This window comes from Streptomyces sediminimaris (assembly GCF_047049295.1).
Lineage (GTDB): Bacteria > Actinomycetota > Actinomycetes > Streptomycetales > Streptomycetaceae > Streptomyces > Streptomyces sediminimaris.
The window spans coordinates 128,212-139,992 of the sequence record NZ_JBJWOT010000004.1 but is presented as its reverse complement, the minus strand read 5'-3'; the positions used below and the strand labels follow the sequence as shown (position 1 = coordinate 139,992).

General features: G+C 69.0%; 10 protein-coding genes and 2 pseudogenes. All 12 read right to left on the bottom strand.

From position 1 onward, the window contains the following. Nucleotides 1-8: 8 nt before the first annotated feature. Nucleotides 9-449: a hypothetical protein gene (locus ACJ9NR_RS41275; RefSeq protein ID WP_412512938.1), complete on the bottom strand. Its 441-nt coding sequence runs from the start codon at nt 447-449 to the stop codon at nt 9-11. Between the two features lie 1,383 nt (nt 450-1,832). Next, nucleotides 1,833-2,496: pseudogene (locus ACJ9NR_RS41270) on the bottom strand (DUF2637 domain-containing protein); the annotation flags it as partial. Between the two features lie 260 nt (nt 2,497-2,756). Beyond that, a complete protein-coding gene (locus ACJ9NR_RS41265) occupies nt 2,757-3,605 on the bottom strand; it encodes a ParA family protein (protein WP_412512937.1) in 849 nt (282 codons plus the stop codon). A gap of 15 nt (nt 3,606-3,620) precedes the next feature. Further along, nucleotides 3,621-4,874, bottom strand: a complete 1,254-nt coding sequence (locus ACJ9NR_RS41260) for a ParB/RepB/Spo0J family partition protein (RefSeq protein WP_412512936.1) — start codon at nt 4,872-4,874, stop codon at nt 3,621-3,623. 423 nt (nt 4,875-5,297) lie between these two features. After that, nucleotides 5,298-6,239, bottom strand: a complete 942-nt coding sequence (locus tag ACJ9NR_RS41255; RefSeq protein WP_412512935.1) for a DUF1643 domain-containing protein — start codon at nt 6,237-6,239, stop codon at nt 5,298-5,300. Nucleotides 6,240-6,566: 327 nt separating this feature from the next. Continuing rightward, complete coding sequence (locus ACJ9NR_RS41250) at nt 6,567-6,761, bottom strand: hypothetical protein (protein WP_412512934.1); 195 nt, start codon at nt 6,759-6,761, stop codon at nt 6,567-6,569. Nucleotides 6,762-6,983: 222 nt separating this feature from the next. After that, nucleotides 6,984-7,871, bottom strand: coding sequence for a DUF5131 family protein (locus ACJ9NR_RS41245; protein WP_412512933.1), 888 nt, complete (start codon nt 7,869-7,871; stop codon nt 6,984-6,986). Further along, nucleotides 7,864-8,487: a hypothetical protein gene (locus ACJ9NR_RS41240; protein ID WP_412512932.1), complete on the bottom strand. Its 624-nt coding sequence runs from the start codon at nt 8,485-8,487 to the stop codon at nt 7,864-7,866. The genes ACJ9NR_RS41245 and ACJ9NR_RS41240 overlap by 8 nt, the downstream gene beginning before the upstream one ends. Next, on the bottom strand, nt 8,484-8,882 hold the full coding sequence (locus ACJ9NR_RS41235) for a DUF4326 domain-containing protein (protein WP_412512931.1): 399 nt from the start codon (nt 8,880-8,882) through the stop codon (nt 8,484-8,486). Before ACJ9NR_RS41235 ends, ACJ9NR_RS41240 begins: the two co-directional genes overlap by 4 nt. A 225-nt stretch (nt 8,883-9,107) precedes the next feature. After that, nucleotides 9,108-10,240 (bottom strand): annotated as a pseudogene (gene dnaN, locus ACJ9NR_RS41230) (DNA polymerase III subunit beta). Nucleotides 10,241-10,342: 102 nt separating this feature from the next. Beyond that, nucleotides 10,343-10,759 carry an ASCH domain-containing protein gene (locus tag ACJ9NR_RS41225; RefSeq protein WP_412512930.1) on the bottom strand — a complete coding sequence of 139 codons (417 nt, stop codon included), beginning with the start codon at nt 10,757-10,759 and terminating at the stop codon, nt 10,343-10,345. 127 nt (nt 10,760-10,886) lie between these two features. After that, nucleotides 10,887-11,675, bottom strand: a complete 789-nt coding sequence (locus ACJ9NR_RS41220) for an NUDIX domain-containing protein (RefSeq protein WP_412512929.1) — start codon at nt 11,673-11,675, stop codon at nt 10,887-10,889. Between the last annotated feature and the right edge of the window lie 106 nt (nt 11,676-11,781).

Sequence of the window (11,781 nt, the reverse complement as noted above, 5' to 3'; positions counted from 1 at the left end):
AGTGTCCTCTACCGGTGGGCGGCGACGTCCCGGACCGCGTAGGCGAGCAGTTCGTTCACGGCCGCCTCGTTCGACGCGGGCGGCCGGGTCTGCCAGGTCTCCCGCGTCTCCCGTACGGTCTGCGCAACCGCGTGCACGTGCGCGGCGAGAGTGTCGTCCAGGCCGCTCGTGTCTCCGTCCTGTGTGCGGCCGGTGACGACGACGGGCCCTTGGAACGGGTACAGGGGCATGCCGCGCCAGGCGCTCGCCAGGGCCCAGGCGGTGAGGTTGGCGTCGAGCCCGATCCGTTGCCCGTCGCCGTGTACGTGCAGCAGGGCGTGCGGGTGGTACCGGCCTTGATCGACCGCTCCGTCCGACCCGATGTGGTCGCGGATCGCGGAGGACACAGCGGACTCCGGGAGGTCGAGTTCGGTGACGGTGCCGTCGGGGGCGATGAGCAGGGCTCGCATGGTTCCTCCCGAGTTCGATGGTGGGGGTGCGCACTGCGCAGGGAGTTGAGTGCGCAGGTTGCCGGTTGCCCGGGCTGCGCAATGATCAAGAAAGCTGCGCAATGCATGGCTGAACTGGTGTTTCTTGCGATTGCGCAGCTTTCGAGGGCCGGCGCGGTCGGCCATTGCGCAGGTGCCGGAAGGGGTCTCACGGTTGGGCTTGCGCATGGTGTTGGGTCAGGGCCTGCCAACGCCGTTCGAAGTCCTCGACTTGTTCGGCGAGATAGGCGGTGGTGATGGGCTTGTTGTGCTGCGCAGTGATCCCGTGGGTTGCGCACTCCTGCGCAATGGCGTCGAGCGAAGGAGTGTCGCTGCGCACTCGGTGCTCGGCCCAGAGGTTGTAGATCCGGAAGGGCAGGAGGTAGCGGCGCAGGTTGGAGGGGCTGACCGGCTTTCCGGCGCGACCCGTCATGCCCTTCTCTTGCGCGAGGAAGGCCGACAGTTGCTCGGCTTCCTGCGTCGAGGACTGGAGTTCACCGCCGCGCTGCGTCTGGAATTCCGACCATGCCAGGTAGTACCGGTCGACGGTGGTGAGTTCGGCGGCCGTGGCGGCAGGCTCTTCTTCTTCACCGGGCGGCGAGGTGTCGATGGGGGCGTTCACGCAGGGCCCGCGCTGGTCCTTTGCCGGCTGCGCGCCCACGCCGGCGGCCGCCGTCTGGGGCTCCTCTTCACGTGGCAGCGGCTCGTCGGCCTGGTCCTCTTCGGGCTCGTTGGCTTCCTGTCCGACGGCCTGGTCCACTTCGTCGAACTCGCGCTGCTGAAAGGAGTCGACGAACGCCTTCAGGTCCTCGCCCGTGATGGGACGGCCGCCTTCGCCGGTGATGTTGTCCCGCTCGTAGACGTACGCGGCAAGCGCGGCCGCGTCAGGGTACGCCTCGTGCTCCTGCGCGTACATGAGCCAGGAGTTGTAGAAGTAGTCGTGCCAGGACAGGTCATCGTCCGCCTGATGCTCTTCGGCGGCGAGTTCGGGCGACGGACCGTAGCGCTGCTTGAGGACCTGGAGGAGAGGCTGCAGTTGTTCGTCGGTGAGCGGTCCGCCGGCTGCGGTGGTGATGCCGTGCGCCTGGAGCCAGTCCGCGAACTGGGCAGTGGTGGGCTCGGTCTGGAAGTTCGCGATCCAGGCCTGGTAGGCCTCGGCGAAGCCATCGGCCGTCTCCCCGTCCGTCGGCTCTGCCTCAGGTGACGGCTCCCACTCAGCGGGCGCCTGCGTCTCGGGCTGGACTTCTTCGGTGCGCAGTTGGCCCGGCTCTACTTCTGAGCCGGCCGCCGCCTCGAGCGCGGGATCCTCCGACTGGACGGGAGCGGGGGCTCGTTCGACGGTGAACGTGAACTCGATCGGCACCTCGTCGATTCCGGCTGCGGCAAGACCGGCGGGAGCCGTCTCGGCGAGCGGGACACCGTAGCGGGCCAGACGCAGCGGCATCAGGGCCTCGACCGGGGCCTTGCGGCGCCAGGCACGGCCGAACCGGGAGCGGAGGGACGTCTGGTAGACCAGGCGCTCCTGTTCGAGCCGGATGACCTGCTCGTAGGAGCGCAGCTCCCACAGCTTCATCCGCCGCCAGAGCAGGAAGGTGGGGACGGGGGAGAGAATCCAGCGGGTGAGGCGGACGCCCTCCATGTGCTTGTCGGCGGTGATGTCCGCGATCCGGCCGATAGCGTGCCGCGCCGCCTCAACGGCGACCACGAACAGCACGGGAATCACCGCGTGCATCGCGACGCCGAGCGGATCCCCCCAACTTGCTGCGCCGTTGAAGGCGATCGTCGAGGCCGTCAACACCCAGGCCGTCTGACGGAGCAAGAGGAAGGGGATTCGGATCCAGGTGAGCAGCAGGTCCAGAGCGAGGAGTACGCAGATTCCCGCGTCGATCCCGATGGGGAAGACGTAGGCGAAGGTCCCAAATCCCTTCTTCACCGCGAGTTCCCGGACGGCCGCGTACGATCCGGCGAAGCCGATCCCGGCGATGATGACCGCCCCGAAGACCACCACACCGATCAGGATCCGGTGCACTCGGGTCAGCGTGGGTATGTCGCCCTTCCCCGCGCTCACGTACCACTCCCCTGTTTGAGCCTCACTGATGAGCAGCTCTCACACTCCCACGATGTGCGGCAGGTTGTAGCGTCTCGCGGGCGTTGCGTTGGCGATCGTCAGCGAATAGTGATCACCCAGCGTCTCCCCGGCACCACCGGTCTTCTTTACGGCGTAAAGAAGAGACCCCCGGAGACGTGGGCTCCGGGGGTCGGGTGGGCGATCTTTACGGCGTAAAGCGCTCATCGGTAGAGCTTCATCTGCCGCCCGATCTTCGTGAAGGACTTGGCGGCTCGACAGTCCGGGGCGTACAGCGTCACGGGGCGCCCTGCCGTGTAAGCCTCGGGGACCTTGACGTCGTCTCCCACCGTCTCCAGGACGATGTCGCCGTACGCCTCCCGCAGCTGGTCCTCCATGTCCTTGTAGACCTTGCCTTGCGACTTGTGGTCGACACCTTCACTGATGACCACCCAGTCGATCCCCGTGGGCATGCCCGTGTGCCCGTACGACCTCGCGACGTCAGCGATCTTGTCCTCAAGCTCGGTGAGGCCTCGGGCTTCCTTTTCCTGGGACTTGGTGCAGCCGACGACCTCGTCACTGGCGATGATCGCTCCTATCGTCGCGAGCTTCACGTCGCCGGGGCAGTCGAAGATGACGAGGTCGAAGCGTCCTCGGAGCTCGCCGATCAGCCGGTGCAGCCAGAGCTCCCGCGCGGTCTCGGCCGCAAGCTTGAACTCCAGTTCATCAAGCCTCTTCGACTCAAGGACGACCCAGAGGTTCGGGATCACTTCCTTCGTCTTGGTGTCCTTGGCAGGGACGACCGCTTCGGCGAGCGAGCAGATCTTGTCCACCACGTCGTACATGGTGGGAAGGTCCTCGTCGCCGTCCGGGTCGTCGTACCCAAGCAGACGGGAGATGTCGCGCTGCTTGTCGAGGCCGATGACGCAGACGCGCTTCTTCTTCTTGGCTGCGGCGTAGGCCAGGGCGGCGGCGGTGGTCGACTTCCCGGATCCTGCGGACCCGTTGGTGCACACCAGGACGCGGGTCTCGCGTCCTGTGTCCTCGGGGAGGGTTGGAATGTCTGTGGTCACGAAAGGTCTCCGTCGTTACGCGCTGAGGGCGGATTCGGCTTCGTCGGCCTGCTGGTAGTTGGTGTGCGTGCCCAGCCAGTCCAGGTAGGCGCTGGCGTGTGCAGCGTCGTCGCCATTGCGAGCCATGTGGATCTCGCAGTGTGCGAGCGAGAGTGCGAGTGCTGCCCTCGCCTGCCGCCCCTTGCCCTCCTCGCCGGGGAGGGCAGGAAGGCTCAGAGCGGACGCACCGACGCCGGCTTCACTCAGCCAATGAGAGGCGAGCGCGACAGCTTCATCCGGGTCGGTTGATGCCTGCAGGGCGATGATGTGGAGCCGGGATGCATCCTCACTGAAGTCCAGGACAGCCTCCTGGCAGGCCGCTCGCCGCGCCTTCGTCGCCTCGTCAAGGCCGACGCCCTCGGTGCCACCCTGCTTGGGGAGCCCCTGCGGCTTCTTCCTCTCGCTGGCGTCCGACCCCTTGTCGACGTCCTTCTTTTCGCCGGCGTCCCTCTCCTCGGCGGTCTTCTTCTCACCGCCGTCGTTCGTCTGGCTCTTCGGCGGCTTCGGCTCGGCATCACGAGCCGCGGCCAGTGCCTTCACTTCTTCCCAGGCCTTGAGCTGTTTGTCGCGGTCCTTGATCTTCCCGAGGTCGCGAGCCAGCTCGATCGTCATGCCGTCGACGCGCTGTTCCAGGGCTGCGCGGATCTCAGGCTGCACGTGATGCAGCCGCCGTCGTTGAGAGACCCACCCGGCGGACTTCCCGAGGACTTTCGCGACGGCGTCGTACGTCCCGAACTCCTGCTTGAGCTCCTCGATCGTCGCGAGCTCCTCGAAGGGCTTGAGCTCTTCACGGGCGAGGTTCTCGGTGGCGGCTGCGACCAGGATGTCCTGGCGTGTCGTCGCCTTCCTGTTCACCAGGACCGGCAGCTTCTCCATGCCCGCGAGTCGGGCTGCAGCGAGTCGCCTGTTTCCGCCGATGACCACGAAGCGGGCGTCACCGATCGCATCCGCGTTTTCCGGGAAGGCCGCGATGAACACTTCGGCGGGGATAGCGGCGACCGACTGGAGCAGGCCGAAAGACTCGTAGGTGCTGGCGAGGCCTTCGAGTCCCTCAAGCTCCTCACGCGCGTTGCGGGGGTTGTGGGCGAGCTCTTCGATCGCCACTTCGAAGCCGTTGCCGGCGGCCTGCTGCTCGGATGCACGCCGCTGCCGCTCCTCCTCGGCCCGCCGCTCCGCTTCTCGCGCCTTCCGCCGCTCCGCCACGGACAGCTCGTTCTGCGCCCCGGCCATTCACACTCCTGAGGTGGTACTCGATGGGGGTTCTCGGGCTGGAGCTTAACGAGCGCAGCGGCCCCTGGCTCGCACTCCCCCGGTCTTTACGCCGTAAAGAGGGCGCGGCTGAGGCGGTGGCGGGCCTGGTATCCGCCACCGCATCCCTGCCCGTCGCGTCAACTCGCCAGTCGGCATCGTCCCGTTGGGCGCTACCTGGCACCGAAGGAGCTTCACCCGCACGGGGCTCCGTGTACTGCTCGGCGAAGGCTCTGCGGACGAGATCTCTCGCGGCCAGGGCCTGGGGCCTCTTTACGTCGTAAAGATCAGCCGTGAAACACGAAGAGCCCCGCACCCTGGAGGTTGTCCAGGGTGCGGGGCTCTTCGTGGCGCGGGCCGGCCGAGGAGGGCTGCGGGTTGCCGGGCAGGACGCGTGGTGGGCTCTCACTCGGAAAGGCCCTCGCCGTGCATGGCGTCGTACGTGGTGCAGGCACCGCGCCAGATGGCGCTCGCACGGTCGTATCCCTCTTGCGCGTGGAGTCGCGCCCAGAGATCAGGGAAGTCGTGCCCCATCACCCCGCTCGGTTTCTCTCCGTCCAGCATTTCGGCGATCTGGTAGGGGTCCGTGGGGACGTGAGGATCCTGGTAGGTGAGGTCCGGCCGGTACGGGTGAACAGTCACGGTGGAGCCGTCCACGTGCTGGGTGCTGTGCATCTGGAGGCGCAGGCTGCTGGCGAAGGAGAGCGCCTGGTGCGGATACGCGAATGGGCCCAGCCGGATGTCAGGGAGGCCCGGGCGCGTGATGACCACGGCGAGCGCAGGGCTGCTCTCGCTATGCGGCGTCGTGAGCGGTCCCTGCTCGTCCGGCGGCGTCCAGTGGACGGGTCTCCGGTTCTTGCTCAACCGGAGCGGATGGTGGGGCTGTCCCAGTCGGGTGACCTCGAGGGCACCGAGTCGGCGCATGTGAGGAAGGGCGAGCACCGCGGCGATGCGGTCGGGACGGGCGTGGGTGCCCCAGCCGCCGACGAGCGGGCCGCCGGAGTCCTCGGCGGTGGCGGCCGCGGCGTACAGGAAGGCGTCGTTCTCGGGGCCCACCGGGTCTGCGACGGTCCGCAACTCGAGCGGCTTGGTCGCGCGCCAGGCGTACAGGTTGACGATGAGCAGGGAGCCGCAGCCCCAGCTCCGGGCGTAGCGGATGCAGTGCCGGCTGGTGGCATCGTCGCTGGCTCCATCCGCGGTGCTGGGGTTCAGCAGTACGAACACGGCTGTGGGGCCGGTGTTCTGCCATTGCCGCACCAGGAGATAGCGGTACTGGCCGCAGTCCGAGATGACCGCGGCACGCCGTATGTCAGGGGCCGCAGCGGGTACCAGTTCAGGGGTGTCCATAGTTGTCCGTTCGTACAGCGGGTGTCGGGGAAGGCGCCTCAGCCTGGGTGAGGCCGCCGCCCAGCGGTCCGCTTGCCGGGGCCGGGCGAGGTGCGGCGACCGGGACGCTTCCCGCGGGGCTTCCGCTTCTGCCAGGCGGCCGGACTTCGGTGACCGGCCCGTGTTCGGCCAGGAGGACGCGCCACCGGATCCAGTGGGAGCCCGTGCAAGTCCACCGGGTGTGGCCGCGGGTCCAGACACGTCCATCGCGGTCCCGTACGGCGCGCACGTCGGCCGGGGCGAGGAACGATCCGGGCCCGTCCGGACACCAGGTACGGGCGGCGGCGGTCACTGGACGGGTGCAGCGGCCTCGCGCTGCACCGCTCCTTCGGCAGCGAGCAAGCAGTCGACTGTGGGTTCGTCGACGCAGAGGGCGTAGGCGATCTCATGGCGCGGCCAGTTCCGCGCTTCGTACTCTCGGGCCAAGGCCATCCAGGCGGCGGGGCGGTCGTCAGGTTCGATGTAGCTGGTGTCGTCGAGCATTGCTGCCTCCTTGAAGGCAGGTTGTCGGTGGGGGCGGTGATCTGATCGGTGGTGAGCCGTCTCCGTACGCGTGCGCTTTTGTCCCCGGTCTACCGGCGAGGGTCCTCGGAGTCTTTACGGCGTAAAGCCGGAGGAGCCTCCTGGTCCGCGGTGAGCCGAGCAGGAGACGGATCTGGTGTGCGGATGCGGGAGTTCTTTACGGCGTAAAGACCACCGGGGGAGTCAGGCTTCGGGCGCTGCGGGCCGGGCGACACTGAGGGGCGGCACCGCATCGTGCAGTCGGCCGTCCAGGAGCCGCCCGGCCTGCTTCTTGCCGAGGCGGACCATCTCGACCCGGTGACCGAGTTCATCGACGGGGTCACCCACGAGGGCACGGCCACGCCGGGTCCCGCCGATGGCGATACGGCCGGACGGTGCCCACTCTCCCCATTGCTTGAGGAAGTACGGCGTGCCCGCTGCGTCGCACTGGTCCCGGAGGGCTCGGGCCCAGGCCGGGTTCATCGGGCGGGCCTTCGCACCGGATTCGCCGCCGGCGATGACCCAGTGGATGCCCGCGCCGGTGGTGACGTCGGCCAGGTAGGGCTGCAGATCGATCTGCTCCACGAGCGGCTCGCACGACAGGAACCGGATCGGCGCGTTGATCTTCAGGAGGAGGGGGATGCGCTCTTCGGCGTAGCGCTGGTTTTCCACGCTGGTGCCGATCCACACGTGGTCCGGCCACGCATCGCCCCACGGGGCCATAGCGGCGATGTTCTCCGGCCGCTTGGTCAGAAGCTGCCAGCGCAGCCAGGGGGTCTGCTCGATGAGTTGCCAGAGCCGGTCGCGCGCTTCGGTGACCTGGGGGTGGTCCTCGAACACGTCGGCCATGGAGGCGCAGAAGACCCGGGTGGGGATGCCGGTCTGCTGGGCCGTCCGGTTCCACTTGAGGGGTGCGCGCCAGTATGCGTCGGAGAGCATCCGGCGCTCGCCGCGGAGGTGGAACACGTCGTGCCCCCAGCGGCGGGCGGTGTCGGCCGCGTAGCAGTTCCGGCAGGCGGGTGAGATCCGTGAGCATCCCCACCAGGGGTTGAAGGTAGCGTCCGTCCATTCGATGCCGGTGTTGTCACCCACGGGGCTGTTCTCCTGCGTGGCTAGGGGTCTTGGTGGTCTCGGTGTTGGGGGTGTGGCTGAGGTAGGAGGCGTACGCGGCCTCCGCGAAGCGCCAGGCGGCGGGTGTGTGCCGCTTCGGTCGCCACGGCTCGGGCTCGACGAGGGTCTCGACTCCACCGTCTCCGTGGTCGAGGAAGACGCCGACTCCCCAGTAGTTGGCCTCGGACAACAGGTACATACGGCGGGGCGGCGTGGGGGTGACGACGGCCCGGGTGCAGACCGGAGCGTAAGAAGTTGCGCGGCCGATGCTGTCTCGGGTGCAGGTGGCGTGGACGGTGGCGAGGTTGACGCGGCAGGGGCGGATTGCGTGCCGGGTGACGATGCCGAGGGTGAGGTCCAGGATCCCTGCCGGGGCGCGTCGTACGGCGTTCTGCTGCCGTTCGGTCAGGTCATCGTGGTCGACGGGAATGCCGGGCGGAAGGGCCATCAGGGTGTCCAGCAGGGCACAGTGCGAGTCGCGTATATGCCCGAGGCCGGCCGCCTGGCGGCGCGCGTGCTCGGCGTGGTCGATCGTCAGGTGCAGGGTGGCGGCGCGGTAGTAGCCGCGCGGCGACGGCACCTGTACGGGGCCGGTCACTTGCTGATCCTCTCGGTGTGGTTGGCCAGCTCCAGGAGCACGGTTGCGTGGCAGTGGTCGGGCTCGCCGTCGCCGGGCAGTGGGCACGTGCACGCCAGGTCCCGGTCCTTGAGGCGCCACAGGTCGGCGTGGACCCGGCGCCGGTCGAAGGTCCTCTTGCCGACGCGGTAGGTGTCGGGGCCTTCGCCGTGCAACCAGGCCCGGAAGCGGCTGCTGGCTTCCTTGCGGGCTTCGGTGGGCGAGGCCCGGCGCTGAGTGGTGCCGTCCGGGGCGAGGAGAACGACGTCGTCGACGATGCGCCACGGGTTGCCATAGCGGCTGCTTCGGTCGACGCACCTCGCACTTCCAGCGCGCCAGTTCTTGATGCGTTTGCGGCGGATGCGAGTTGGCCTCACGGCCTGTTGGGAGAGGAGCGCCATTGCGTCTCATCCTCCTGGTTCGGGCCCGGTCGGGAGGGGCGGATTGCCAACGCGCACAGTCCCGAGCGGGCGGAGTGGCAGGCGCAGTGGAGGGCCCTGCGGCGAGGCAGCGCGTCTCCGGGGGCAGCTCGTGGGTTCTTTACGGCGTAAAGAACCGGGCCTCGCGCCGGTCAGCCGCGAGGCCCGGGGAAGGGCTGGGGTTCAGCCGGTGAGGCGGACCGGCATGAGGAGATAGCGCAGCGCCTGGTCGTCGGTGTCGTGGCCGCGCAGGAGGGCGGGCTTGGTGGAGCTGACGAAGTTGAAGTCGACGGAGTCGGCGGTGAGGGCGTTGAGGCCGTCGAGCAGGAAGCCGGGGTTGAAGGCAACGGAGATGTCACCGCCTTCGAGGGTGGTGTCCACGGTGTCGACAGCCTGGGCCTCGTCGCTGGTGCCGGCCTCCAGCCGGAGGGTGTTGTCGGCGGTGAAGGTGAGCCGCACCGGGGATTCCTTGCTGGCGACCAGGGCGACGCGCTGGACCGCGGCCTTGAGCGCGGTGATCTCCACGGTTGCGGTGTGGTTGAACTCGCTGGGGAACAAGTCCTTGAACTTGGGCAGGTCGCCGTCCAGGGCGCGCAGGGTGGTGGTGCTGTGCTCGCCGCGCACCGTGAACAGGCTGTCGGCCCCTCGGCCCCGGCGACGCCGGCGAGGGTGAGGTCGATGGTGGTGTCGGCGGCGGCGGTCTTGGCGGCGTCCAGGAGGGCCTTGCCGGGGGCGAGTGCGGTGCAGTCGGCGGCGAGGTCGCTGTTCTTCCAGGGCACGGTGCGCACTGCGAACCGGTAGCGGTCGGTGGCGGCCAGGGTCAGGGTGCCGTCCTGTTGGTCGTGGCGCAGTTGAATGCCGGTGAGGACGGGAAGGGTGTCGTCCCGGCCGACCGCGCACGCGACTTGGGCGACGGCTTCGGCGAAGGCCGGGCCGGCCAGCGTGCCCGAGGGGCTGCCGGGTTTGGGGAGGGCCGGGTACTCACCGAGGGGCAGGGTGGGCAGCGTGAACCGCGCGGCTCCGGCGAGGAGCACCATGCGGGGGCCGGTGAGTTCGAGGTGCACGTCCCCGTGGACCTTGGCGACGATGTCGGACAACAGCCGCCCGCTGACCAGGGCACGCCCCTTCTTGGTGACGGTGGCGGCGACCGCGGTGTCTGCGGAGACCTCGTAGTTGAACCCGCTGACGCGCAGTTGGCCGTTGCTCGCGTCCAGCCGGAGCCCGGCAAGGACGGGGACGGGGGGTCGGGCGGGGAGGCCGCGGGAGGCGTAGCCGATAGCGGCGGCGAGGGCGGCGTGTTCCACGATGAGCTTCACGAACGGGTTCCTGTCTGTGGTGTTGCGGTCGGCAGAGTCAGGCCTGGACGGGGGTCGGCCCTCTGTGCGCTCTGGGCTGGTGGGCGTGGGGTGCGGCGAGGCCTAGGCGGCGAGCCGCATCGCGAGGGCCGGGTTGGCGGTGGCGATCTGGTCGAGCAGTGGCCGCTTCGGGGTCCACAGGCCCTGCATCCCGCGGGCCTTGACCGGCTGGAGGCGCTGCACGTTGGTGAGCTCCCAGTGGAAACAGCCTGGCTCCGACCACGGGGTGCACTGGCCGTCGTCGGGGTGGATGCCGGTGAGGTCGGCGATCGCGACGACGAATCCCTTCACCGGCTGGTAGTCGTCGGGCAGTGCCTCGCGTACGGCGGACAGTTCCAGAGCCGCATCGTCGAGGGTGAGCCCGCCGTGGATGAGCAGGGTGCCGCGCCAACTCCTGGTCCAGCTGCGGTTCTCGATCCGTTTGGCGATCGCCTCGTCCTGCAGGGCGATCAGGTCGGACCAGGGCGGATGGATGGTCATTGCGCGGATGGTGCTGGGTTCGTCATGCGGGGGCAGGCTGGCCTGACCGGGTGTGTTCCCCTCCGGCATTGCGTTCTCCTTCAGCAGGGTGATGGTCAGCGGCCTCGATGGAGCCGGTGCATGGGGGCTATGACTGCTGGTTGAGGTATGCGAGGGCGCGCTGCAGCAGCGGGCGATGCGCGGTGTAGAGGGTGCGTCCGGCTGCGGTGACCGCTGCCGTGAGCTCGTCGATGGAGTCGAACGGGAACCAGCCCGCGTCCGCTGCGTCATCACCGGCGGTCGCGGTGACCTGTCCAGGCAGCTGGAAGAGTGCGCTGGTGGAAGCAACCCAGGCGTGGTCGGTGGTGCGCCAGTCGTCGACGACCTGGCGGCCCAGGATGGTGGGCTGCTGGTCGGTGAGGTCGATGCCGGTTTCCTCGCGCAGCTCCCGCAGCAGGGCGGCCGGGGCCGTCTCGCCCGGGTCGACCATGCCGCCCGGGATGGCCTCCACCCCGATGTCGTCGCGGGTGATCAGCAGCACCCACCGCTGCTCACTGGTCCCGGCGACCACGATCGGGTCGGCGGCAGCATTCTCGCCCCATCGGCCGAGGTTGCGACCGGTGCGACCGGTGCGACCGAGCGGGTGCAGCGGCCTTCCGCGATCGTCGACCTCGAAGGGCACCACGGCGTCGGCCTGGCGCTGCTCCCAGTCGCGCACCAGATCCGGCGTGGCATGCCGCTCGGCCCAGCCGGGCACGTGCTGGCTCAGCGCCAGTGCCCGCAGCTCGGGCGGCGTGATGTCCACCGGCGCGTACTCCGGCCAGCGCACCGACCAGCAGCGCCGAACCTCGGGCACGGTCACGCCGGGGTGGTCGACTGGGGCGTAGCGGTCCGGCTCGAGGGCCACGGCGTCATCGGTGCAGCGGGTCTCGTTCATGATTCCTCCCGGTACAGGGGTTCAGAGGCAGGTACGTGAGCCGAGTGGCTCTGTCTGGGCGGAGGCATCCGGGGCGGCCGGGCCCGGAGGTCGACGGCCGCCCCGG